We start from the raw sequence: 26,618 nt of genomic DNA, 5'->3' as shown, positions 1-26,618 counted from the left end.
AAGCAGTTTCGCTTACTTACGCATCAGAAAAAAATCAAAACAATACCGATAGTAAAAAATCAATTATGAATTTTGCTGTCAGCTTTTCCACGTTTTGATTCATAAATTAGAAGGTAACAGATCTTAATTATAAGGTTGAAATGAAAAATTCTGTACTGGATCATCTGCTGAGAATTCGTTTGCCGATCACAATTTTCGTAGCCCTTTCATCTTTTGCTTTAACATACTTTCTATCAAGAGCCGAACGCGACGGTGTAGGGTATATGCCCACTCAGCCGATAAACTATTCGCATAAACTCCATGCGGGCGATATGAAGATTGATTGCCAGTATTGTCATGTGGGTGTGGAAAAATCCCGCCACGCAATGGTTCCGGCTGTTGCGACTTGTATGAATTGTCACACTATCGCTCGTAAAGACAGACCTGATATTATTAAGCTTACAGAATACTATAACGAAGGCAAACCAATTGAGTGGAAGAGAATTCACAAAGTTCCGGACTACGCCTATTTTAATCATAGCGTTCACATTAATAAAGGGATTGACTGCACAAGCTGTCACGGTGAAATTATGCAGATGGAAAAAGTTGGTCAGATGAATTCTTTTACAATGGCAAGTTGTCTGAATTGCCACAGGAACGCACACGATCAACTGCCTTATCTTGAAAAAGTAAATCTCGGTCCCGATAATTGCTTTGCATGTCACAGATAAAACAAAAATGAAAATTGAACATTCAACAAAATCTAAAATCAGAACCGGTATGAAGAGAACAAAATTCTTTACATCATTAGGTGCAGGTGTTATTTCTTTTTTTGCACTTAAAAATTTACCATTGAATTTTTTAAAGTCGCAAATTCCTGTCAGTAAAAACGATATTAAAATAAATATTAACCCATCAGCTGTTGTACGAAATAAATCAGGGGTAAAAAATGACTGATAATCATAATCAACCGGAAATTACGGGAAAAGATCAGTCACCTGATGTTAATTACTGGCGAAGTTTAGAGGAACTTTATAAAGAACCGAAATCACTTGAAGCCAAACAGCATGAATTTAAAGAAGGTGTCACTGACGAATTTAATCCTTCCAAACTTTCCGGGTTATCACGAAGAAAATTTCTTGCATTGATTGGTGCGTCAGCCGCACTTGCAGGTGCTGGCTGCGCTGATTATCGTGATAAAGGAGAAATCGTACCTTACAACAATAAGCCCGAAGAAATTACTCCCGGTAAAGCAAATTACTACGCCTCGACATGTACTGCGTGTTCAGAAGCTTGCGGTATTTTAATCAAGACAAGGGAAGGGAGACCAATAAAAGTAGATGGTAATCCCGATCATCCTGTAAGTGCCGGAAAGATTTGTTCAAAAGGTCAGGCATCAATTCTTGGTCTGTACGATCCGGAAAGATTTCAGAAGCCGCTTGTTAAAAACGGGATGATGGGTTTTAATGAAGCGGATTGGCAGAAAATAGATTCTGAAATTACCGCTGTTCTTGCTCAAGCCGGCAGCAAAGAAATTGCTGTTGTTGCTAAAAAGATATTCTCGCCGACAACAAAAAAAGTTCTTGATGAGTTTGCAAGAAAATACCCTACCACAAAAATTTATTCTTATGAAGTGTTCAATGAAGGAATAAGGAACTCAGCATGGCAGAAATGCTACGGCACTAGTAAATTTCCTTTGTTAAAATGGAATGAAGCCAAAGTCATCGTGGCACTTGATTCTGATTTCCTTGGATCGGACGGACATAGGGTTGAAACAGCTAGATTATATTCTGAAGGAAGAGACGTAAATAATCTTGATAAGTTCAACAGGCTATATGTTGTCGAATCAAATTTAAGTCTTACAGGAATTAATGCTGATTACAGATTAAGGTTATCTCCGGCGGTTCAATATGAATTTGTACTTTCACTTCTTAATGAAATCGGAAGAAAGGGTGTTGCAGGTGTCCCTTCATTCTTATCAAACTATTCACTGAAAACATTTATAGAAAAAAATACACTTCCCGCTGACGCAGTCAATCATCTTGTTAGTGATCTTTTATCAAACCGGGGTAAATCAATTGTTTATGCCGGAAGAATGCTTCCTGAGAAAACTCACATTGCAGTAAATCTTTTAAATGATCTGCTCGGAAATAAAACTCTGTACAAAGATGATTCGTCGGAAGTTGATCTGATGCCGCTATCATCAAATACCGATTGGCAGATGCTGATCAATTCCTTGAATTCAGGAAGTGTTGCTGCTGTTATTCATTTTGATTCAAATCCTGTTTTTCACCTGCCATCTGATTTGAATTATGCTGAATCAATTCAAAAAGCAGGGACAGTAATTAGTCTGAGCACAAGCGAGAATGAATCGACGGTTGTATCTCAGTATGTACTGCCTATCAATCATAACTTTGAAGCATGGGGTGATGCGCAAACCAGGACAGGTTTCTATTCACTTCAGCAGCCGGTAATTTCTCCGATTTATAAAACACGACAGAAAGAAGCGGTTCTGTTAACATGGATAGATGGAAAATCTTCATCATATTCTGAAGAACTATTCCATTCTTACCTGCTGGCTAATTGGGAAAAAGATTTATACCCGCCAGTCGATTCAAGATTAAGTTTCAAACAATTCTGGCCTGCAGTTTTACATGATGGAGTTGTTACCACTCAAAAGATTAATTCCAGCGTTGGCAGTTTTAATCTTTCAGCATTCTCAGGACTCGGAAGTGACAGTTCATCAGGTTTTACTATTGTCATAAAAGAAAGCATGACTTTAGGCGATGGTTCAATGGCGAATAATGGATGGCTTCAGGAGATTCCTCACCCGGTTTCAAAAGTAACATGGGACAATTATGCTTCGGTTTCTCAGTCAACCGCTGATAAACTTGGGGCGAAGATGAATGATAAAATAGAGATCAATATTAATGGTCGTAAGCTAACTGTTCCGGTTTATATTCAACCGGGAGCTGCAGACAATGTTATAACAGTTGAATCTGGTTATGGAAGATCTGCTGCAGGAACAATCGGTACCGGTACAGGATTTAATTCACTTGCTTTGTTAGCTAAAGATGGTGGGATTTCTCCCTGGATTTATAACACAGACTCGGTATCTAAAACAGGTGATGTTTATAAAATTGTTACAACTCAGGAACATCATTCCTTCGACAACGAACAACTCAAAGATCTTCATCTGAAGCGCGCAATCATTCAGGAAGGAACAGTAAATAAATACAAAAAGGATCCTCACTTTCTTCATGAAAAAGAGCATGAACTCGAAAGTGTTTATGATCCGCATCCTTATACCGGAATGAAATGGGGAATGTCAATCGATTTAAATAAATGCACAGGATGCGCTGAATGTATAGTTTCATGCGTTGCAGAGAATAATATTCCTGTTGTTGGAAAAGAACAGGTTGACAAAGGTAGGGAGATGCAATGGCTGAGGATTGACCGGTACTTTTCAGGAAGTGTCGAAGATCCAAAAGTATCTGTTCAACCGATGTTATGTCAGCACTGTGATCAGGCGCCGTGCGAAAACGTATGTCCTGTAGTGGCAACAAATCATAGCCCCGATGGATTGAACCAAATGGTTTATAACAGGTGTGTCGGAACAAGGTATTGTTCAAACAACTGCCCTTACAAAGTTAGAAGATTCAACTACTTTAACTTTCGTGATCATTTTAACAATAACTTCCAGGAACAGGATATATTCAACCTGGTTTACAATCCGGAAGTAACTGTACGGTCACGCGGTGTTATGGAGAAATGTACGTTCTGTATACAAAGAATTTCAGAAGCTAAATCAGATGCGGTGAAAGAAAACCGCGTACTTAAAGGTTCGGATGTTAAGACCGCCTGCCAGGAAGCTTGTGGTACTAACGCAATCAAATTTGGAAATATAAATGATGCTGACAGTGAATTTTATAAGTATAGAAATCATGAATTGGGTTATTATGTATTAGAGGAATTGAATGTGAAACCGAATGTCACCTATATAGCTAAATTAAGAAACACTCATTCGGAGGAAGTATAGTGAACGTGGATTATTCGAAAGAACTTCCGGTTATTGAAGGCAGGCTATCGTTAGCGGAGATTGAAAATCTCATCGCGAAGCCGATGGATTCCAAACCGGATAAAAAATTCTTTATGGCACTGACTATCTCCGGTAGTGCACTGCTGTTCGGAGTTATTTGTGTGACATTGACATTGCTTTATGGTGTTGGACTTTGGGGTAACAATCAACCTGTGGGATGGGGATTCGCAATTACTAATTTTGTGTTCTGGGTTGGTATCGGTCACGCAGGAACACTCATCTCTGCAATCTTGTTTTTACTCAGGCAAAAATGGAGAACAGGCATAGCTCGCTTCGCAGAAGCGATGACAATCTTTGCCGTTATCTGCGCGGCTATGTTCCCGGTACTCCACACCGGAAGACCGTGGTTGGGTGGATACTTGTTTCCATATCCGAATCAACATGGATTATGGGTTAACTTTACTTCACCATTAGTATGGGATGTTTTTGCAGTATCAACATACTTTACTGTTTCACTTGTTTTCTGGTACATAGGTTTGATTCCGGATTTTGCAACTATGCGCGACAGGACAACCGCTACTTTCAGAAAAACAATTTATTCTATATTCAGCTTAGGATGGAGACACTCACACCGCAACTGGCAGCATTATGAAAAAGCTTATGTACTTCTTGCAGGGTTTGCAACTCCACTTGTTCTTTCAGTACATACAATTGTGAGTTTCGACTTTGCTGTATCGATAATACCAGGCTGGCATACAACAATTTTCCCGCCGTACTTTGTCGCTGGTGCTATCTTCTCCGGTTTTGCAATGGTTGTAACTGTTCTTTTAGTTGTAAGAAAGATATTTGATCTCCAAAGACTCATAACTATGGATCATCTTGAAAAGATGAACAAAGTTATTCTTGCCACAGGTATGATGGTTGGATATGCATACGCGATGGAGTTTTTCATTGCCTGGTACAGCGGAGTACAGGCAGAGTTATTTGTTTTTATCAACCGCGCGATGGGTCCTTATGCGTGGGCTTACTGGATAATGGTTAGTTGTAACGTAATCTCACCTCAGTTATTCTGGTTTAAGAAGATAAGAAGATCAGTCCCTGCAATGTTTTTTATCGTAATACTTGTAAACGTTGGTATGTGGTTCGAAAGATTTGTGATAACTGTTACTTCATTACACCGCGACTTTTTGCCATCAAGCTGGGGATATTTTATCCCTACACTTTATGATGTCGGAATTCTTATCGGAAGTTTCGGATTATTTTTTACACTCGTGATATTATTCACAAAAGCTTTACCTGTTGTATCAATAGCAGAAATAAAAGCTGTAGCTGAAGGTGCTCAGCCAAGCCGTAATGGAGGGCATCACTGATGGATAATAAAAAACTATTCGGAATTTCGAGTCTGTATAATTCTCCCGACGCGATAATTAAAGCAGCCAAACGTGTGTCGGATGAAGGTTACACTAATTATGATGTCCATACTCCTTATCCTGTCCACGGTATGGATGCTGCAATGAAATTGAAACCTTCAAAACTGGGATTCATTACTCTTACATTTGGTTTGTCCGGAACAGCATTAGCGTTATTGCTTATGTGGTGGACAATGTCAGTTGAATACCCGATGGTTATCGGCGGTAAACCATTTTTCTCGCTCCCTGCTTTTATTCCTGTAACATTTGAGGTTACAGTTTTATTGGCAACTCTTTCTACTGTTATCGGAATGCTGACATTCTTTTTTAAATTCCCGGATAATAACAATCCTCTGCACGATACCGACTATATGAAGAGAGTATCAATGGATGCTTACGGTGTTGTTATCTTTTCTGATGATCCTAAATTTAGTGAATCATCCGTCCGTTCATTGTTCACTGAATTGGGAAGCAAAGAAATAAATGATGTTTATGAAAAAGAAAAAGAATCATACGCATTATTTGAACCGCGGTTCATTATGTTTCTTGTTGCAGTAGCTGTTGTAGTTAGCGGCGGAACTTATGTTACATTGAACAAAGCTTTATATTTAGATCCATTCGACTGGATGATGGAACAGGATAAATTAATCCCTCAGGAAAAAAGTGAGTTCTTTTCTGACGGCAGGGGAATGAGGACACCTGTTAAAGGTACAGTTGCTAGAGGCTACATTCCATATCCTTATACTGGTGAAACAAACCCGGTTGAAGTTTTAAGTAATCCATTTCTTCCGACTAAGGAAAATCTTGAACTTGGTAAAAGAAAATTTCTAACATACTGCAGTCCCTGTCACGGAAATTTTGCAGATGGCGACAGCAGGCTAAGAGGACAGTTCCCTAATCCACCGACACTTCACTCACAACGTGCGAGAGATTTTTCAGATGGTATGATTTATCATATCATAACAAACGGACAGAATACAATGCCTTCATATACATCGCAGGTAACAAGGGATGAACGATGGGCAATTGTGAATTATGTCCGTGCTTTACAAAAAGCAAAAAATGCCGATGAATCTGATTTACAAGTAGTTAAAAAGGAGTCTGCTACAAATGTCGCAAACTAATACCGGATACCAGAAAAAAAATCTTCCTGAAAGTTTTTCAAGAACAGGATGGATTTTATTAATAGCAGGCGCAGTAATTGGCGGAATAGGATTTTATGTTGATAGTTCGCGTGCTTCATTCAGTTATCTTGTAGCTTTTATGTTATTGATGAGCATTGGAGTTGGGTCTTTATTCCTGGTTGCACTGGAATATGTAGCAGGTGCTGACTGGAGTACTCCGATCAGAAGAATACCTGAACATCTTGCATCATTAATTCCTGTGCTGATAATTCTTTCAATTCCGCTGCTTCTTAATCTTAGTAATCTGTTTCACTGGACTCACCCTGGTGATGACAAATTACTTATACACAAAGCACCATATCTTAACGTTACATTTTTCATTTTCCGTGTGTTTGTATGTCTTGCATTGTGGGGTCTTTTTTATGTTGTGCTTACAAGGAATTCCAGGAAGCAGGATACTACAGGTGAGCAGCTTCTGACAAAACGAAACATTAAACTATCTGCAATATTCATCCCGCTTTTTGCGATAACTATTACTATCGCCGCGGTTGACTGGATGATGAGTCTTGAACCGCATTGGTTCTCAACAATATTCGGTGTTTATTATTTTGCAGGTAGCGTTGTAGCTGCATTATCAGCGGTTACAATACTCGTTGTAAATTTAAAAGAAAAAGGATACCTCTCTTCGCGTTTGACGAACGATCATTTGTTCAGTCTCGGTGCATTGTTATTTGCGTTTATCAACTTCTGGGCTTACATAGCTTTCTCTCAGTACATGCTAATCTGGTATGCAGATCTTCCCGAAGAAACTTTCTGGTTCCTTCATAGATGGGATGGTATCTGGGCTTATGTTTCCATACTGTTGATCATTATGAATTTTGTAGTACCATATATAGTTTTGTTATCACAACCTGCAAAGATGGATCCTAAGAAATTAAAATTTGTTGCGGTATGGCTGCTAATTGCAAAGTTCGTTGACTACTATTGGCTTATAATTCCAAATATGAAATCTGAAAACACAGTTAGCGTATTTAGCTGGATGGATATTGCTTTCCCGGTTGCATTTGCCGGACTGATTATGATAGTATTCAATGAAAGAGTTAAAAAGACCAACTTAATTCCTGTAGGAGATCCAAAACTTGAAAGAGGATTGAATTTCCATCTTTGATTCAAGGAGTATTTTTTTCTTATGAATAAACCTGATATAAATATTAAAATAATTATAGAGATGATTTCTGAAAATCCTGGAAGACTTTTCGGACTTTTGTATCCGTACATTCTGGTTCTAGGTACGGGAATAGGGATTTACTATCTCGGTCAGATTAACAATGTAGCGCGACAGGTTGTTCCTCCTTTGCTTCCGGATACAACTGTTGTGAATGACCTGAGTATCGTTGAGGCAAAATCAGTTCCGCCGATTGATATAATAAAATTAAGTGTACCAACTCCTGAGTTAATAGCTAAAGGGAAAACTTTATTTTCCGCAAGTTGTTCAACCTGTCACGGAGAAGAAGGAACAGGCACCGGACCCGGTTCTGTTGGGCTTAATCCCGCACCAAGAAATTTTACTGTAAGTGAAAACTGGAAAAACGGTTCCACATTAACCGGAATATATCAGTCCCTTGAAGAAGGTATCGCGGGAAGCGGAATGATTTCTTATAACTTCATGCTTCCTGAGGAAAGAATTGCTCTTGCTCACTATATCAGGTCAACTTTTGTTTCAGATGCAAAAGCAAACACAAATGATGAACTGCTTGCAATGGATCAGTTATATAGTCTTTCAAAAGGCACTGAGATAGCTGCACAGATTCCCGTCAAATCTGCTGTTGAACTGATAACTAAAAAGGAGTCAGAAGTTCAGAACAGAATTGAGAAATCAATTGAACAGATAAAATCAAACAGCACTGATACCGGCAGCAAGTTGTTCCTTGATGTTACTTCTGATCCGGTCAAAGCATTATCATCACTAAATAATTCTTTAAACTGGAAAAACAGTGAAGAAAATTTTATTAAGACTGTAATCGCAAACGTAAATCAAAATGGTTTTAAAACTTCAGTGGCTGGTTTGAATAAGAGTGAATGGAATACATTGTTTAACTTTTTAAGCAGGACGTTGTAATAGTTCGTTCAATGAGGATAGTATTTGTACTGATATTGTTTTGTATTACTGAAGTAGCTGCTTCTTCCCCTGAAAAAATAGAAATAGGGATTGATGAACAGTTAGGCAAAATAGTACCTAAAGAGCTTGTTTTTAGTGATGAAAATGGAAATAGTGTTGAGCTTGGTGAGCTAATAAATTCACCGGTTGTTTTTGCATTTGTGTATTACAATTGCCCGGGAATTTGTCATCCTTTGATGGCGGAAATATCTGATGTTGTTAATAATTCTGAACTGGTTCCGGGAAAAGACTACAGGATAATAACTTTAAGTATAGATGAGTTTGAAACTCCGCAAATTGCATCAGAGAAAAAAAATACTTTCACAGCTTTGATTGATAAAAATTTTCCTGATTCATCATGGTTGTTTCTTACAGGTGACAGCCTGAATATAAAACAGCTTGCAGATGCTTGCGGATTTTATTTCAAACGTGAAGGAAAAGATTTTGTTCACACAGGCGCACTGATATTTTTATCACCGGAAGGAAAAATATCACGCTACCTGTTTCCGGCTTATTCAAAAAGCAAAGGTTATGGGATTCTTCCTTTTGATTTTAAGATGGCTGTAATAGAAGCCTCAGAAGGTAAGACAACCCCGACAATTGCAAAAGTTCTTCAGTTCTGTTTCAGCTACAACCCTGAAGGACAAACATACGTTTTGAATCTTACAAGAATATTCGGAGCCGGAATACTGATACTTGTAGGTGCATTTTTAATTTTTGTAGTAATTAAACCAAAGAAAAGAAAAAGTTAACGAGGTCGATTTTTTATGTCGAGTGAAGCTATTTCCACAAATAAAAACGGATACGTCAGCTACCTTGATTATAAAGGAAAGCATACGGGATTTCTCGGCTGGGTTCTTTCAACTGATCATAAAAGAATAGGGATATTATACCTTATCGCATTGATGGTATTCTTTGCAGTAGGTGTAACATTCGGATTTTTAATGAGACTTGAACTGATAGCTCCCGGTCGCACAATAATGGATCCGCAAACTTATAACTCCATATTCACACTGCATGGAGTTATAATGATTTTCCTTTTTGTAATACCGGGTTTACCTGCAGTATTCGGTAACTTCTTTTTACCGATAATGATCGGCGCAAAAGATGTTGCTTTCCCAAGACTGAATTTGCTTTCATGGTATTTATATGTCGCGGGAGGTTTGTTAGCTATTCTTTCAATCTTATTACCCGGCGGACCTGCTGATACAGGTTGGACATTCTATATTCCTTACAGCGTAAGAACCGGAACTAATGTAATGTTCACCATGTTCGCAGCATTCATACTTGGGTTCTCATCAATACTTACAGGATTAAACTTTGTAACCACAATACACAGGTTACGCGCTCCCGGAATGACATGGTTTAAAATGCCTTTGTTTACATGGTCGCTCTATGCAACAGCGTGGGTTCAGGTGTTAGCTACACCAATCATCGGTATTACTTTACTTCTTGTAGTTATTGAAAGATGGCTGGGCGTAGGATTATTTGATCCATCACTCGGCGGCGATCCTGTATTGTTTCAGCATTTGTTCTGGATATATTCACATCCGGCGGTATATATAATGATTCTCCCTGCGATGGGAATTGTTTCTGAGATCATTCCTGTTTTTGCAAGACGAACAATTTTTGGTTATAAATTTATTGCTTTCTCAAGTATCGCCATTGCATTGTTTGGTTCACTTGTATGGGCGCATCATATGTTTACTGCTGGAATGAGCAATACAGGTCAGTTCATCTTTTCATTACTAACTATGATTGTCGCAATACCAAGTGCGATCAAAGTATTTAACTGGACGGCTACTTTATATAAAGGTTCAATCGAACTGGCTCCACCGATGTTATATGTACTCGCTTTTATATTTCTGTTCTCAATCGGCGGATTAACAGGAATTATGCAAGGCGTTTTATCGATTGATATCCAGGTGCATGATACTTCATTCATAGTTGCGCACTTCCATTATGTGATGTTTGGCGGAACAGGTTTTGGAATATTTGCCGCGTTGCATTACTGGCTGCCGAAAATGTTCGCGAGGATGTATAATCAGAAAGTAGCTAAAGTTGCCTTCTGGCTTGTGTTTGTTGGATTCAATGTACTCTACTTCCCGATGTTTGTTATGGGCTGGCTTGGTATGCCGAGAAGATATTATGACTATCTTCCTGAATTTCAACCTTATCATCTTACGTCAACAGTTGGTTCATGGATACTCGTTCTTGGGTTAATAATAATGTTCACCAATCTGATAGTGTCGATGCGTAAAGGACAAACAATTACTAAATGGAACATCTGGGGTGGAGAAACACTTGAATGGAAAGTTGAAACTCCTCCGACTTTAGAAAATTTTGATGATATACCTGTAGTTACTGAGCGTCCGTATGAGTACAGGGAAAATGATCTTGCAGAACTTGAAAAGGAGGCAAAGTGAGTACACAAGAACACGCCGCTGCTCACGTTCACAGGGACGATATCGGCGCAAAGATGGGAATGTGGTTGTTCCTGTTCACAGAGTTACTTCTTTTCGGAGGTATGTTCTTTTTATATTCTGTTTACCGCTTCGTTAACCAGGATGCGTTTCATCTTGCTGCAAAAGAGTTGAATACTATTATCGGTATGTTCAATACCGCCATATTACTCACAAGCAGTTTAACAATGGCGATATCAATAGCGGCGATTCAAAAGAATAACAGGAATCTTTCAATCTTCTTTCAATTGCTTACCATTGTACTTGCACTCGGTTTTATGGTTAATAAATATTTTGAATGGTCGGCAAAAATTCATCACGGTATCTTTCCGGGTGGCGAGGAGCTTCTTGCTAAAAGTCAGGGAGAAATTTTATTCTTCGGTTTGTATTATGTGATGACAGGCTTGCACGGACTACACGTAATAATCGGTGTGGTATTAATAGGTTTTATGACACGACTGACAAAGAACGGTGTCATCCGCCAGGATAGTTATGTAAAACTTGAAGCAGCAGGACTTTACTGGCACCTTGTCGACATTATCTGGATATTCTTATTCCCATTATTCTACTTAATAACTTAAGGATGTTTTAGCAGATGGAAAATCATGAACAACATGCTGAGCACGGACATGGATACGGAATTTATATCCTCGTCTGGCTTGCGTTAATGGCACTGACTTCAATTACAGTTGCTGTTGCGGGGATTAATTTCGGCGCACTGACGGTCGCCACCGCGCTGGTTATAGCATCAGTTAAAACCTACTTAGTGCTGACAATTTTTATGCATCTTCGATCTGAACAAAAAGCTTTCAGAATTTTTGTCGGGGTTGCAATATTTTTTCTTGCAATATCATTTATTCTTCTATTTGCAGATTATTCTTTTTAAGGTAAAAAATTATGTATGCCGGACCATCAAATTTTATAGAATCAGTTGACAGCACATTTCTCTTTGTCCTGATTGTATCAGTTTTTTTCCTGGTTCTTATAACAGCGTTAATGATTTTCTTTGTTGTGAAGTACAACAGGAAAAGAAACCCTAAAGCAGTAAATGTTCACAGTAATCTTGCATTGGAAATAACCTGGACAGTCATTCCTACAATATTGGTATTAATTATGTTCTGGTATGGATGGGTTGGATATATGGATATGGCGGAGGCTCCTGAGAATTCATTGAAAGTTGATGTGACTGCACAGATGTGGAAATGGTCTTTCAAATATGAAAACGGTACAACTACTGATACGTTATATGTTCCCGTTAATCGTCCGGTAAAACTTAATTTAAATTCACTTGATGTAAACCACGCATTGTTTATTCCGGCTTTCAGAGTTAAGAAAGATGTTCTGCCGGGACAGGATCGTTTCGTTTGGTTTGAATCAGGTGAAACCGGTTCCTATGATATTGCCTGTGCAGAATACTGCGGATTAAATCATAGCTATATGTACAGCAAAGTTGTGGTACTTGCTGAGTCTGAATACAAAGTCTGGGCTGACACAGCCGGTAAATCATCCGCAATTGATTCATTAACTGTTTCGAAGTAATCAAATTTAATTATCGCTTGAAGAGTCGATTAAAAATATTAGCAGAGTTAACCAAGATCAGGATAACAATTTTTGTTACCGTTACCATGGTCTTTGGATTTATCAGCGCAGCCGGAGAAATTAATTCCCGCGTAATTCTTCCAGCGCTTGGTCTGCTTCTGCTTGCTTGTGGCTCGGCAGCAGTGAATCATTACCAGGAAAGATTCACTGATGCATTGATGGATAGAACCAAAAATCGTCCGATTCCATCAAAAAGAATTAGCGAACGACAAGCTTTATGGACTGCTTCATTATTGGTTTTAACAGGTTCATTACTAATTTATTTAAGTGCGGGGATGATCGCGCTCATCCTCGGACTGCTCAATCTTATATGGTATAATATTATTTATACACCTCTGAAAAAGGTGACCGCAATGGCTATTATTCCGGGTTCATTAGTGGGTGCGATTCCGCCTGCTGTGGGATGGGTTGCCGGCGGCGGCTTAATTACTGATCCTCAGCTTTTTATACTTTCGTTCTTCTTTTTCATCTGGCAGATCCCGCACTTCTGGCTACTTGTACTGGTTCTTGACAAAGATTATGAACGCGCAGGATTTCCGACTTTAACACAAAAATTTTCCGAAGATCAACTGACGAGGATAACATTCATCTGGATAATTGCAACCGCAGTAACATCTGTACTTATTCCATTGTTCGGATTGGTTCAAAATGAAATAATAAATTTTGGATTGTTCATTGCCGGAAGCTGGTTGTCATGGAATTCCTTTAAGTTTTTAATGTCGAAGAGGGAAACTTTGTCATTCAGGTTTGCTTTTAAGGAGATTAACATCTTTGCTCTGACAGTGGTTGTACTGCTATCAGTAGATAAACTTTTTATAATATTTTAATTGTAACAGCAGGTTATACAAAATGAATTTTCTTGACAGTCTGGTTTTGCCGCAATCAGCAGAACACATTGAGCTTCTTCATTATATGCTAATGTTGATTCTGTTTTTATTTATCCCCTTTATCAGCATAGAGTTCGGCGGTACCTTTCTTTCATTGTTATACAAAAGAAAAGCCGTCAAATACGGAAATGAACTGTATCTGAAATTTGCAAAAGATATTATTGATACGGTTACTATCAATAAAAGTGTAGGTGTTATTCTTGGTATCATGCCTCTGCTAACCATCATCATAATCTTTGCACAGCTGCTTCATAAATCCGGTGTAATGACTGTAAGTATTCTTTCAATGTCATTACTTTTTGAAATAGTAGGATTGATACTGATTTATTCGTACAAGTATTCATTATCGTTCAACAATATTTTTGATTCGCTAAAAAATGTAAATATATCAGACCCTTCAGTTGATGAAGATATAAAAAAATTAAGTCGGGGTACTTTTAATTTAAGTGTGAAGGCTGGAAGATATGGTTTCTTATTCCTGCTGGCGGCTATATGGTTGTTTGTGAGTGGTTTTACACTGGCACTCTATCCCGGTTCGTGGGAAAATCAGAATATTTTTTCTGTGATATTTTCAGCAGCTGCGTTAATTCGACTTTTAAGTTTTGCTTCAGCAGCACTTGCGTTAACCGGCGGTACTATTTTATTTGTATTCTTTTACTGGGATGGCGGAAAACAAAATTTAAATCCTGAATATTCGGATTATGTTAAGACTCAATCCATCAAAGTGACATTTTCATTTTCCATACTTATTCCACTTTTCATTTTTATCAACCTGATTTTCCTGCCCGTTACAGCAGTTTCCGGATTTATTTTCTTACTCGCAGTTATAGGAATGCTGCTGTTGTTCCTTGCATACCACTATTTATATGCAATGATAAGAAACGGCGAATTAAGATTTTCTGGTCATTTATTTTTTGCTCTTTTGTTTTCGATAATCGCAATCATAGTTCAGGATCAACTTGCAATGGGAAACGCGACTGAACTTCAATCTAAAAAACTGAGCAGTGAATATGAAGTGCATCTTGCTGAATTGAAGGGGACTGATGCGGGAGTTGAAAAATTAAATGGCAAGGAAATTTATGATGTCAGATGCGCCGCATGCCATCGTTTTGATGTTAAACTTGTCGGACCTGCACATAAAGATGTGCTTCCTAAATATGAAGGTAAACTAAATCAGCTTGTTGCATTCATCAGGAACCCTGTAAAGGTCGATCCGGCATTTCCGCCCATGCCTAATCCGGGTTTAAAACCGCAGGAAGCGCAGGCTGTAGCTGAATACCTGCTGGAAGAAATGAAGAAGAAATAGATTAAATAAAAAAAGCCTGATCATCTGATCAGGCTTTTTTTATTAGCAGAGTAACTTCACTAATCTTTTAAAATGGCGATCAGCTCCTTTTGTCTTTCACCGCCGGTAGCTATAACTTTTCCTTCGCCTGAGATAAAAACATCTATCTCACTTCTTACTCCAAAATCTCCCGGCAGATAAATTCCTGGTTCAATTGAAAATGATGTGAAGGGGAGAAGTAATCTTTCATCTTTTGTTTCGAAGTTATCCATATGCGCACCGCTGCCGTGAAGATCGACCGTGATTGAGTGACCGGTTCTATGAATAAAATATTCACCATAACCGGCTTTTACAATAACATTTCTCGCTGCGCCATCAACTTCAAAACCCCGAACTTCTATTCCTTCACCAAATCTTTTTTCGACCAGTGAAAATGCAGCATCACGTGCATCCTTAACAATATTAAAAATCTTGATATACTTTTCAGGGATTGAGCTGCCTGCAAATCCTGTCCATGTTATATCAGACCACACTGAATCAGGATTGAATGTTTTTGCCCACAGATCAATCAAAACAAAATCATTTTTATTTATCGGCTTATTTATTTCAGAAGTTGGCGCGTAGTGCGGATTTGCACTGTTCTCGTTTACCCCAACAATCGGCGGATGATCCGTATAATAATTTCGCTTTTCAAATTCATACATAATAAAATTCTGAACATCATATTCAGTGATGCTCTTTCCGCCTTTTAATTGCTCTCCGATAAATTTAAATGCAAGATGTGCAATATCAGTCAACGCAAAACTAACCGGCTTGTTGTCTTTAAACTGTTCATCTGTCCAAAGTGCAGCAAACATTGAAATGAGATCGGCACTGCTTTTTATTTCCACACCGAATGATTTTATGAACTCTATAGTACCGGCATCCACTTTGGAAACATAGGGTATAGCGTTAAAAGGGGAGTATTCCATCGCGATTGATTTAACATTCTTTAAAGTATTCTTGATATGATTTGAAAGTGATTCATGACTTGAGTACTTCAGCTTTTCACCGGGCAGATGATCAAGGTTTCCGGCTTCAATTCCCATTACAATTTTGACAGGTATTCCTTCCCTGGGAACAAAATAATAAAACCTCCTGGTAAGGTGCCGTTCTTTGGGAATATCAAGTATATTGTGGGCGAGATCATTACTGCCCCGGAAATCGAAAAACAGCCATGCGTCAAGATTTGCTTTAGTTAATATAGATTGAATTTTTTCAAGATTAAATTTTCCCATTTCAACTCCAAAGGATTATTTGATTACCAAGTAAATAAAAAATGTAGTTTTAATTTAAGATAATTTTAACATACTGTCCCGTTAAGTTTAGGAATAGTTGCCATACCGAAATATTTCACCATGATGGCAGGATTTCCCGCTGATACATTTTATGTTTCTTAATTAAAAAGATTTTTTTAATTTCATTTCACTTTTCAACCGATTAATACCAGAGGTTCTAAATGAATAGAGCACCTAAATTCTTTTTATTATTCTTTTCGCTAATTGTTTCTGCAAATACTTTTCCTCAAACCGATGTTCAAAAAAGATGGTTATCGGATTTTTCCAGTCAAATGACTAATGAGTATAATCTAAAGCGAGCTGAGGCTGAATCATTAGCAGTTATTTATAACATTCCAATCAGGAGTAAATTAGCAGATGGTTCAATAATAGAATTACAGAGATTTGAAAATGGCCTGCCGGTTTACGACATGACAGATAATATTAATGCAGCAGCGACTATCTCCACAAGGTATGTTTGGCCTGATGGCTTTGGTGGATTCAGCCTTACAGGTAGTGGACAAACGTTAGGGTTATGGGAAGCTGGCGGTACACCATTGTTTAGTCATCAGGAATACAACGGAAGGGTGACACAATTAGACGGAGGTGGTAGCACATCGGATCATGCCTCGCATGTTGCGGGAACAATGATTGCGACAGGCATTAACTCAATGGCAAAAGGAATGGCAAGTTTAAGTATCATAAACTCATACACTTCGAATAACGATTTGGGTGAGATTTCAACTGCCGCTTCAAATGGATTAAAAGTTTCAAATCACTCTTATGGTCTTATAGAAGGGTGGCGACTGGATTATTTTGGTGATGGAAGATGGGCTTGGTTTGGCGATCCTGCTGTTAGTCAGACTGAAGATTATTCATTCGGGTATTACAGTTCAACTTCTAGCGCGTGGGATAATTTTCTCATGAATGCACCAAATTTATTAGTTTGTAAAAGTGCAGGAAATGATAGAGGAGACGGACCCGGTCCGAACACTGAACATTGGGTATTCAGTGGTGGCTGGGTGCTTTCAAATGTAACAAGAGAAAGAGATGGCGGCACTGATGGTTTTGATTGCGTGAATGATCCGAAAGGTCTTGCAAAAAATACATTGACAGTTGGAGCTGTTGGTGATATTGTTAACGGTTATAGTGCACCCACAGATGTGACGATGAGTTCGTTTAGTGGATGGGGACCTACTGATGATGGTAGAATTAAACCCGATATTGTGGCAAATGGTATCGGATTAACTTCTGCTACAAATACTTCAACCACCGCCTATGATGTTTTGAGCGGGACTTCAATGTCCACACCTAACGTTTCAGGATCTGTTGCGCTATTATTACAACAGCAAACGGAATTATATGGAAGTGGTAATCCATTCAGATCTTCTACAATGAAAGCATTAATTATTCACACAGCGGATGAAGCAGGTGCCAATCCTGGTCCGGATTATGCATTTGGTTGGGGTTTGATGAATACATATAAAGCTGCTCTGTTAATGAAACTTGATAATGAATTAGGCGCAACTTCTCAAATACGCGAAGTAAATTTGATACAGGGAGGCAGCTATGAATTTCAGGTTCAGTCAAATGGTAGTGAACCATTAAAGGTTACAATCTGCTGGATTGATCCTGCAGGTACATCACCACCAGTTTCGTTAAACCCAACAAACATTATGCTGGTTAATGATCTGGATCTTAGAGTAATTAATCCGAATTCAGTAACAATTCAACCATGGATTTTAAATCCGGCTGATCCTTCATTAGCTGCAACTAATGGAGACAATATCAGGGATAATGTCGAGCAAATTGTAATTCCTAATCCTACTTCTGGCTTATATACAATTAGAGTAATTCATAAAGGTACCTTAACGAATGGTTCACAGAATTTTTCATTAGTTCTTTCGGGTAATGTTGTCACGGTTCCTGATCAGGTTAATCTTGTTGAACCACTAAACGCAACTATGGATCTTTTCCCTGATGTTCTTTTTAAATGGCAACGATCATCAAAGAGCATGTATTATCAATTGCAGGTAGCGTCTGATTCGCTATTTAATTCGATTGAATTTGACGATGAGGTTGCAGGTGTTTACAAACTTGTTGAAAATCTTCCACCGTTAAGCACATTATTCTGGCGAGTAAGATCTGGCAACAGTGGAGGTTTTGGTAGCTGGTCAGAAGTTAGATACTTCACTACAACTTTAGCAATTCCAAATGCCCCTGTATTGATTTCACCTGAAGATGGTGCTCTTAACCAATCACATAATCAGGAATTCTCCTGGGAAATATCATCATCAGCGACTAATTACCGAATTCAAATATCGAATAATGCTATCTTTACCAGCCTGGTTATTAATGATTCAACTCTCACTCAAAATTCTTATTCAGCTAGTCAACTTGCTGAGGGTAAAAAACTTTATTGGCGGGTAAGTGCAAAAAATTCTGTTGGGACAAGCAGTTTTTCATCATCCAGGAATTTTACAACTAAATTATTCAGTCCGGATAGTTTATCTTATTCTGTCGACCTTAACGCAGATGTCTTATTAAACTGGATTGACAGATCCGGGTTAGAAACTAAATATTTTATTCTCAGAGGTGAATCAATTTCTAATCTTTCCATTATTGATTCTGCAGGGTCTAATCAAACATTTTATACTGATACAACGTCTGTTTCGGGGAGTACTTATTATTATGCAGTTCTTTGTAAGAATGCAACTTTACAATCGGACACATCAGAGGCAGTAATGGTTGTTATTTCCAGTCTTTCAGATAATAATGGTGTACCGCAAGACTACATATTAGAACAAAATTATCCTAACCCATTTAATCCAACAACAAAGATCAGTTATGCCCTGCCAATGACAAGCACCGTTGAAATTAGTATTTATAATGTGATTGGAGAAAAGGTTAGAGATTATAATTTATCATTACAATCAGCCGGATACTACTCATTTAATTTTGATGCAAGCACACTACCGTCTGGTGTATATTTCTGTAAATTAAACGCAAAATCTGAAGACCAGAACAATAGTTATTCTCAATCTATAAAAATGCTTTTATTAAAGTAGTAAAGCGTAATTCATTTATAATCATTTATTTTCAAATTATATAAGTTTTAAGGAGAAGGATGAAAAAGTATTATCAGTTTGGTTTAATTTTCTTTTTACTTGTTCTCACACAAAATATTTTAGCCCAGGTTTCATATTCAGGACCACTGGCTGGAAGTGTACCTTCAGGGGTAACAGTATCAACGGATAACTTTAGTAGAGTTGCAACTATCATCCAACCGATAGAAAGAGCAACCAAAAATAAATTGCCAGTTGTGGAAGAACCGTTCCTGGTGAATTATGATTATGAATTACCTGAGTATGGTTCCAATATTGTTGGAGATCTTGCCGGAACCGAAAGCAGAGGGGCAGGGGAACAAACAATAATATTAGATGATTTCCAGGGAATCCCTCAAACCAATTCAATTCCTCCTGATCCTTATATCGCTGTTGGACCAAATCATATCATTGCCACAGTCAACACTTCTTTTTCAATTTGGGATAAGGAAGGAAATTTATTAAAAACTATTGAAGCCGATGGTTGGTATTCAAGTGTTCTTCCTTCACCAGGAGCTTTTGATCCAAAAGTATTGTATGATCATCATAACCAAAGATGGATAATGGTATGGTTATCACAGACCGAAGCGACACAATCAGCTTATTATCTCATTTCAGTTTCAGATGATGAAGATCCTATAGGCACGTGGTACAATTGGGCGTTATCATCAAATTTGAACGGAACTTTTGTTTCAAATACCTGGGGAGATTACCAGGGAGTTGGTCTTGATAAAGATGCTATATATATATCATCCAATCAGTGGACATTTACGAACCCTAACCAATTTCAATATGTTAAGTTAAGAGTAATTCCAAAGGCTCAATTGTATCTTAACACAGCAGGTAGTGTAACCTGGCAGGATATATGGAATATTTCAAGACCGGGTGGTGGAGGAACTTTCACAATACGACCATCAATCACTTATGGCGAACCAACAGGTTATAACCTGGTCTACCTTGCAAATGGTCAAAGTAACACCGTTAGTGTTTATACTTTAACAAACCCACTAACAAGTCCGGTTTTGACTGGGGTTAATGTTGGTATTTCAACTTATAACGTGGCACCGAATGCAAGTCAGTTAGGTGGTAGTACAATTCCACTTGAAGGTGGTGGAAGTGCATTAAGGCATGAACCAATTTATAGAGATGGATTTTTATGGCTGGTGCATTCTGTCCGAAATCCACTTTCGGCGGGGCATTCAAGTATACAGTATTTGAAAGTCAATGTAACCAACTCAATGGCTGTGGAAGATTATGTTTATGGACAGGTTGGCTTCTGGCACATTTATGATCACCTTGCTGTTGATGAGGATCACAATGTCGCGATAACATTTTCAAGATCGGGAGAAACTGAGTATTGCGGTGCTTTTTTTGCAACCAGGTTGGCAAATGATCCTCCGGGATTTGAAAGAACATTTACTTTAAAACCCGGAAACGGAAATTATGTAAAAGATTTTGGAAGTGGTCGAAACCGGTGGGGTGATTACAATGGAATCTGGCTCGATCCGGTTGATCAAAATAATATCTGGTTATTTACGGAATATGTTGCATCACCAAATAACTGGGGAACCTGGGTCGGTAAAATCCGAATGGTCCCTTTCACAGGGATTTATGCTCATTCATCTGCTGATTCAATTGATTTTGGAAGTATAGAAAAAACATTCACGAGTGATACATTATCCCTTGTACTTTCAAATTATGGCGAAGATGATTTTGTAATCACAGCATTGCCGGATTCTGTTGGTCCATTCAAACTTATTTCCAGTCATACATTACCAATTACTATTAGTACCTATGATAGTGTGTATTTTGAATTTACTTTCCAGCCAAGTGTTCCTGGACTATATTCAGAGGTGTACCCATTTACGACAAATACTCCCGGATTTTCCGGAGTGTTGCTAAAAGGAAAAGGCTTTGAAATTAATGAAACTTTGGGGTTGACAATTTATGCTTCAACCGGGTCACAAAATAATGGTGAAATGTTTACCTTAGATAAACAATCTGGCATTGGAACACTATTAGGTTCATCACTATTTCTGGATATTAAAAGTATAGCTATTCATCCATCTGATAATATCATGTATGGATTAAGCTCGAATTCTGCATCATCGCGCATTCTCAGGATAAACGCAACACTTGGTGATGCTTATACACTTTATGAAGTCCCGGTTCCAGATCTATATGCAATAGCATTTGATACTACAGGAAATTTCTATGCAGCAGCAAGAACAGGAGAAATTTATGATCTTGATCTCAGCAATGGAAATTATACACTTGTAAGCACTTCTATGATTTTTATTAATGCGATGGCGTTTCATCCTCAGACAAATGAATTGTATGCTGCCATTTATCTTGCCATTGGCGCTCAAAAAGATAGAATATTCAAAGTTGATGTTAATACCGGAGACACAACTCTTGTTGGTAGAACAGGTTTCAATGTGGCAACGAACGCGCTATTCTTTGATGAGAATGCAAACCTGTTTGGAGCGACGGGTGGAGCAACAGTTGTAAATAATTTTATTAGTATTGATGCTGTCACAGGTGTGGGAACAACAATAGGAGCTACTGGTTTTAAAAATGTTACAGGTCTCGCATTCACACCAAATGGTGTCACTGGAATTGATGACGAACCTAACGGAATCCTTCCGTCAGAATTCAGCCTTGAACAGAATTATCCAAATCCGTTTAATCCGGCAACAACAATCGAATTCTCATTGCCGAAATCCGCGGATGTAAAAATCGTGATTTATAACCTGCTAGGAGAAGTTGTTACTGAACTTATTAACAGACAATTGAATGCAGGTGTACATAGAACCGTCTGGAATTCAAGTGACAGGGAAGGAAAACAGTTAAGCAGTGGAGTTTATTTCTATGAACTTCGTGCTAATTCAAATGATGGATCAGAATTCCAGCAGATAAGAAAAATGGTTTTACTGAAGTAACGCTAATTAAAGATTCACTAAGCCCCGTTATGCGGGGCTTTTTTATTTTCTAAAAAATTCATCATCATCTTCTTCCGGTTCATCCTGGTTTATTGTGAACATAGTGCTTAGCATATCCTTGAATTGAATCCCTGTTTCAATCCTGTATTTGCTTAGCAGAGAATACTCTGACATCCCGTGTAATAAAAATTCCATCCAAAGAAAAGCTGAATTCTCATCAACACCTTTGACATACTTTTTAACAATTTCTTTTAGACCGGGGACTTGTTTCAGAGATTTTTCATAATCATTCCGTGATACATTATTGAATATATCCACAACGTTGCCCTTACCAAACCATGAAATTAAACTGTTATATGGATTCGATTCTTTATTCTTCTTGAAACTTTCAGGCGTTGGAAAGTGTTTTTGAAAAAAAGATTTTATTGCTTTGCCGATAAGAATATGCGCGACCTTCGATGGACCTTCCTGTTCACCTTCATACACTAATTCAATTTTTCCTGTGATAGCAGGGATAACTCCATAAAGATCTGAAACTCTCGCATAAGTTTGCGTCTCGTTGTTCAAAATCATTCTTCGCTCGGCGGTACTGATCAGGTTTTCAAACGCTGAGATCGTCAGCCTGGCAGAAACACCGCTCTTCGGATCAATATATTCACTGTTCCTGGCTTCAAATGCTATTTGTTCTATCATATCTTTCAGAAGATTATTTACTTCAATCTTTGTCATCTGATCTTTAGAAATATGTGCTTCCTGCTGAGTGATCTCTCCAGAGATTTCAATATTCTTTGGATAGTGAGTGAGTATCTGGCTGTCAATTCTATCCTTTAACGGAGTCACAATAGATCCACGGTTAGTATAGTCTTCAGGGTTTGCGGTAAACACAAATTGAATATCCAAAGGCATACGCACTTTAAATCCACGAATTTGAATATCACTTTCCTGGAGAATATTAAACAGGGCTACCTGGATTCTTGCCTGAAGATCAGGCAGTTCATTGATTACAAACAGGCAACGATGTGATCTTGGAATTAATCCGAAATGAATAACACGTTCATCAGAATACGGTAGTTTTAACGCCGCCGCTTTTATCGGGTCAACATCACCAATAAGGTCGGCAACAGATACATCGGGTGTTGCAAGCTTTTCAGTATATCTTTCACTCCGATGCAGCCAGGCTATTTTCGTCTGGTCTCCGTACTCTGAAAGAATATCTTTTGCCTGACGTGATAACGGAAGTAACGGGTCGTCATTTAATTCTGAACCTGCAACTACAGGTATATATTCATCGAGAAGATTGACTAACAGCCGTGCAATTTTAGTTTTTGCCTGACCACGTAGTCCCAGCAGGATGATATTGTGTCTTGAGAGTATTGCCGTCTGTAAGTCCGGAATAACAGTTTCATCATAACCCTTGATTCCCTCAAAGGGATTAAGATCATTGCGTAATGCTGAAATTAAATTTTCTCTTAATTCTTCCTTGATATGCCTTGATTGATATCCGCTTTTCTTCAGTTCACTCAAAGTCTTAATAGAACTTATTTTCTCTTTACTAAACTGCATTTGATTCCTGTTTTATTTTAATTTTTTTCTTCTGTTCCTGATATAATCTTCAAAAATAAAATCACCTAAACCAGACAAGCTGCTGTAATAGGCACGACCATTATTTGTTTTAGTGAATTCGCGCACGAACTGCTGCAGGTATGGATCACGTGCAATCATAAAAGTTGTAATACTTATTCCGTATTTCCTGCATCGTGCAGCCTGATCAAGTGTTCTGTTTACAATTTTTCTGTCCAGTCCGAAACTGTTTTTATAATATCGTGCGCCTTCCTTAAGGCAGGTAGGTTTTCCATCTGTTATCATGAAGATTTGTTTGTTAGTTGTCTTTCTTCTCTTGAGAATATCGAGCGCAAGCTCAAGACCCGCAACTGTATTTGTATGATATGGTCCGACATTCAGATAGGGTATATCTTTTATTTTGATCGGCCAGGCGTCATTACCGAATGCGAGCAAGTCGAGAGTATCTTTTGGATATTTTGTAGTTATTAATTCGGATAGCGCCATCGCAACTTTTTTAGCCGGAGTTATTCTATCTTCACCATAAAGAATCATTGAATGGGATATATCTATCATAAGTACTGTTGATGTAAGTGCGTCAAAATCCCGCTCTTCAACTTCAAGATCATTTTCTGTCAGTTTGAAATCATCTATCCCATGATTTATTTGTGCGTTCTTAATTGAATCAGTTACATCTATTTGCTCAATCGCATCACCAAAGTTAAACTCACGCCTGTCTGAAGTAGATTCATCACCGGTACCGTTGAATGGGGTTTTATGATTGCCGCGTGCAGATTTTTTTAATTTGGAAAAAATTTCTTCCAGCGCCTGTTTTCTTATTGATTGTTCTGTTTTTGATGTTAGTATGTATGAGTTAGTGTTACCGTCTTCCTTTATATAATTCTTTTCTTTCAAGTCATCAATAAAATTACCGATACCATATTCATTGTCTGTAATATTGTATTTCCTATCCAGCTCATTAAGCCAGTTTAACGCTTCGGAGACATTTCCCGAGGCAATTGTCAGAAGCTGAAGAAAAATATTAAGCAGGTCTTCAAATTTATTCCCTCCCGAACTTCCCGGTCTGTAATCTGTAAATCTTATTCCTATCATAGTAATCTATCTGATGTTCTAAACATTTTTGATCATTAAAAGTTCAATTAAACTAGAGAAAATTTTTATCCGAGGAGTGATTGCAAGATAAGAATTAATTTCTAAAATGAAAGTGATAATTCGAAGTGGAATTAAGACTATCCGCCTTCAAGTTTTTTTATCATATCGGAAACATAATTGTTTTTAGGATTTAGTCTTAGTGCCTGCCTGAAATTTCTCAATGCAAGTCCTTTGTTTCCATCTTTAAGGTATGCTTCACCAAGTCCGATGTATCCTTTAAAGTATTCGGGGAAAGCGGAAGTGACAAACTTAAATAAGATTATAGCTTCACCATTTTTTTTGATATTCAACAGATCGTTTCCGAAGAGAATCAGTTCGTCTTCATTAATTCTGATATTACTTAATGAATCCAACTGCAAAGCTTTTAACGCGGTAATAGCTGAATCAATCCCCGAATTCATAGTCACCGTCAACAGGTAATCAGAAGCGGGCGTGAGAGGCGGAGTAATCACTTCCTGTAGATATAAACGTACTAAATCCATTGCCGGTCTTCCCGGATTTCTATCTATACAGTTTATAAGCTGAACTGCGGCAATTTTTTCTTTTGGATAAATAAGTAGTTGTGATGCAAATCCTGTCCCGCTCCCCGTATGGTAAATGTATTCCCGACCTTTATTATCCGAACTGATAGAAAAGCCAAGTCCGTATCCGACTGAAATTCCGTTTTTAAGTTTTGCAGGGACTCTAATAGAATCGATCCACTGCTGTGAAATCAATTTCCCATTCAATAGTGCAATTGAAAATTTTAATAGATCTGTAGCAGTTGAAATTACTCCACCGCCGGCGAACTTCAGACTAAGATCAGCAAGAGCAGCATTTTGAAATTTACGGTAAGAATTTTTTGTATAGCCTTTTGCGCGGTAGTAAATAATATCTTTTTGAAATTCAAAAAATGTTGAACTCATTCCTGATGGAATAAAAATATTTTTTACCATATAATCGGTGTAGGTCATTCCACTTACAGTTTCAATAATTGCTGCTAATAAGTTATAACCAAGTGTTGTATAGAGATACTTTGTTCCCGGTTCATACTCAAGTGAATCTCTGATAATCAGAGAAATCGCATCACGAACCGATGGATAATTATCTTTGCTATCAAATTCACCCAACTTATAATTTCTTATCCCCGCTGTATGGTTAAGAAGCTGCCTGATTGTAAACTTCCATTTTTTGGTAGGGTAGTATGGAATATATTTCAGAGCGTTCTCATCAAGTGAAATTTTCTTTTGCTCAGCAAGCTGTAGTATTGCAATTGCCGTAAGTGATTTTGAGATTGACGCAATTCTGTAAACTGATTTTGTAGTCGCCGGAACAAAATTTTCAATATCGGTATATCCTTTAGCTCCTGTCCAAATGATTTTATCATTAGCGGCAATTCCCGCTGAAATAGAAGGGATGCTCAGATTTTTCTGGTATAGTGAAATATAGTTTTCGAATTCCCTTGTGAGATGAGATAATCCTTTATCCTGCGGCAGAAGTGAGAACGTAATCAGACTTACAACAGCAAATACTTTAAATATTTTTATGAGATTTAATTTCATTTAAGACAAATGTAATTTTGATATACAAAATTATAAAAAC

At 37.9% G+C, this 26,618-nt stretch carries 20 protein-coding genes; 16 read left to right on the top strand and 4 right to left on the bottom strand.

Going from position 1 to position 26,618, the window contains the following annotated elements; all coding sequences use genetic code 11:
* Positions 1 to 140: 140 nt before the first annotated feature.
* The 14 genes from IPM56_09950 (at position 141) to IPM56_09885 (ending at position 14,963) form a co-directional block, all read left to right on the top strand.
* On the top strand, positions 141 to 710 hold the full coding sequence (locus IPM56_09950; GenBank protein ID QQS34591.1) for a cytochrome c3 family protein: 570 nt from the start codon (positions 141 to 143) through the stop codon (positions 708 to 710).
* 7 nt (positions 711 to 717) lie between these two features.
* Positions 718 to 936: a hypothetical protein gene (locus IPM56_09945; protein QQS34590.1), complete on the top strand. Its 219-nt coding sequence runs from the start codon at positions 718 to 720 to the stop codon at positions 934 to 936.
* Positions 929 to 4,018, top strand: a complete 3,090-nt coding sequence (locus IPM56_09940; protein QQS34589.1) for a TAT-variant-translocated molybdopterin oxidoreductase — start codon at positions 929 to 931, stop codon at positions 4,016 to 4,018. Before IPM56_09945 ends, IPM56_09940 begins: the two co-directional genes overlap by 8 nt.
* Positions 4,019 to 4,101: 83 nt before the next feature.
* Positions 4,102 to 5,388: a polysulfide reductase NrfD gene (gene nrfD, locus IPM56_09935; GenBank protein ID QQS38280.1), complete on the top strand. Its 1,287-nt coding sequence runs from the start codon at positions 4,102 to 4,104 to the stop codon at positions 5,386 to 5,388.
* Positions 5,388 to 6,551 (top strand): DUF3341 domain-containing protein, encoded by a 1,164-nt coding sequence (locus IPM56_09930; GenBank protein QQS34588.1) that lies wholly within the window; start codon positions 5,388 to 5,390, stop codon positions 6,549 to 6,551. The genes nrfD and IPM56_09930 overlap by 1 nt, the downstream gene beginning before the upstream one ends.
* Positions 6,552 to 6,690: 139 nt before the next feature.
* A complete protein-coding gene (locus IPM56_09925; GenBank protein ID QQS38279.1) occupies positions 6,691 to 7,719 on the top strand; it encodes a quinol:cytochrome C oxidoreductase in 1,029 nt (342 codons plus the stop codon).
* Between the two features lie 21 nt (positions 7,720 to 7,740).
* Positions 7,741 to 8,670 (top strand): cytochrome c, encoded by a 930-nt coding sequence (locus tag IPM56_09920; GenBank protein ID QQS34587.1) that lies wholly within the window; start codon positions 7,741 to 7,743, stop codon positions 8,668 to 8,670.
* 11 nt (positions 8,671 to 8,681) lie between these two features.
* On the top strand, positions 8,682 to 9,461 hold the full coding sequence (locus tag IPM56_09915; protein ID QQS34586.1) for an SCO family protein: 780 nt from the start codon (positions 8,682 to 8,684) through the stop codon (positions 9,459 to 9,461).
* Between the two features lie 15 nt (positions 9,462 to 9,476).
* Positions 9,477 to 11,135 carry a cytochrome c oxidase subunit I gene (gene ctaD, locus IPM56_09910; GenBank protein ID QQS34585.1) on the top strand — a complete coding sequence of 553 codons (1,659 nt, stop codon included), beginning with the start codon at positions 9,477 to 9,479 and terminating at the stop codon, positions 11,133 to 11,135.
* Positions 11,132 to 11,752: a cytochrome c oxidase subunit 3 gene (locus IPM56_09905; GenBank protein ID QQS34584.1), complete on the top strand. Its 621-nt coding sequence runs from the start codon at positions 11,132 to 11,134 to the stop codon at positions 11,750 to 11,752. The genes ctaD and IPM56_09905 overlap by 4 nt, the downstream gene beginning before the upstream one ends.
* Positions 11,753 to 11,766: 14 nt before the next feature.
* On the top strand, positions 11,767 to 12,057 hold the full coding sequence (locus IPM56_09900) for a cytochrome C oxidase subunit IV family protein (protein ID QQS34583.1): 291 nt from the start codon (positions 11,767 to 11,769) through the stop codon (positions 12,055 to 12,057).
* A gap of 11 nt (positions 12,058 to 12,068) precedes the next feature.
* Positions 12,069 to 12,710, top strand: a complete 642-nt coding sequence (coxB, locus tag IPM56_09895; GenBank protein QQS34582.1) for a cytochrome c oxidase subunit II — start codon at positions 12,069 to 12,071, stop codon at positions 12,708 to 12,710.
* 17 nt (positions 12,711 to 12,727) lie between these two features.
* Positions 12,728 to 13,597, top strand: coding sequence for a protoheme IX farnesyltransferase (locus IPM56_09890; GenBank protein ID QQS34581.1), 870 nt, complete (start codon positions 12,728 to 12,730; stop codon positions 13,595 to 13,597).
* A gap of 22 nt (positions 13,598 to 13,619) precedes the next feature.
* A complete protein-coding gene (locus tag IPM56_09885) occupies positions 13,620 to 14,963 on the top strand; it encodes a c-type cytochrome (GenBank protein ID QQS34580.1) in 1,344 nt (447 codons plus the stop codon).
* 59 nt (positions 14,964 to 15,022) lie between these two features.
* On the opposite strand, the gene IPM56_09880 is transcribed toward IPM56_09885, so the two are convergent.
* On the bottom strand, positions 15,023 to 16,219 hold the full coding sequence (locus tag IPM56_09880; GenBank protein QQS34579.1) for a M24 family metallopeptidase: 1,197 nt from the start codon (positions 16,217 to 16,219) through the stop codon (positions 15,023 to 15,025).
* A gap of 221 nt (positions 16,220 to 16,440) precedes the next feature.
* On the opposite strand from IPM56_09880, the gene IPM56_09875 reads away from it, so the two are divergent.
* Together IPM56_09875 and IPM56_09870 are read left to right on the top strand one after the other, a co-directional pair.
* A complete protein-coding gene (locus IPM56_09875) occupies positions 16,441 to 19,326 on the top strand; it encodes a S8 family serine peptidase (GenBank protein QQS34578.1) in 2,886 nt (961 codons plus the stop codon).
* Between the two features lie 2,015 nt (positions 19,327 to 21,341).
* On the top strand, positions 21,342 to 22,304 hold the full coding sequence (locus tag IPM56_09870; protein QQS38278.1) for a T9SS type A sorting domain-containing protein: 963 nt from the start codon (positions 21,342 to 21,344) through the stop codon (positions 22,302 to 22,304).
* Between the two features lie 42 nt (positions 22,305 to 22,346).
* On the opposite strand, the gene IPM56_09865 is transcribed toward IPM56_09870, so the two are convergent.
* From IPM56_09865 to IPM56_09855, 3 genes are all read right to left on the bottom strand, one after another.
* The gene (locus tag IPM56_09865; GenBank protein ID QQS34577.1) at positions 22,347 to 23,867 is read right to left on the bottom strand and encodes a magnesium chelatase; all 1,521 of its coding nucleotides are present in this window, start codon (positions 23,865 to 23,867) and stop codon (positions 22,347 to 22,349) included.
* 12 nt (positions 23,868 to 23,879) lie between these two features.
* Positions 23,880 to 24,977, bottom strand: a complete 1,098-nt coding sequence (locus IPM56_09860) for a hypothetical protein (GenBank protein ID QQS34576.1) — start codon at positions 24,975 to 24,977, stop codon at positions 23,880 to 23,882.
* A 137-nt stretch (positions 24,978 to 25,114) separates the two neighbouring features.
* Positions 25,115 to 26,578 (bottom strand): serine hydrolase, encoded by a 1,464-nt coding sequence (locus IPM56_09855; protein QQS34575.1) that lies wholly within the window; start codon positions 26,576 to 26,578, stop codon positions 25,115 to 25,117.
* Between the last annotated feature and the right edge of the window lie 40 nt (positions 26,579 to 26,618).

The sequence above is a fragment of the Ignavibacteriales bacterium genome, assembly GCA_016700155.1.
Lineage (GTDB): Bacteria > Bacteroidota > Ignavibacteria > Ignavibacteriales > Ignavibacteriaceae.
Note: the sequence above shows the minus strand (reverse complement) of the source record. Positions and strands in the feature narration are given on the sequence as shown.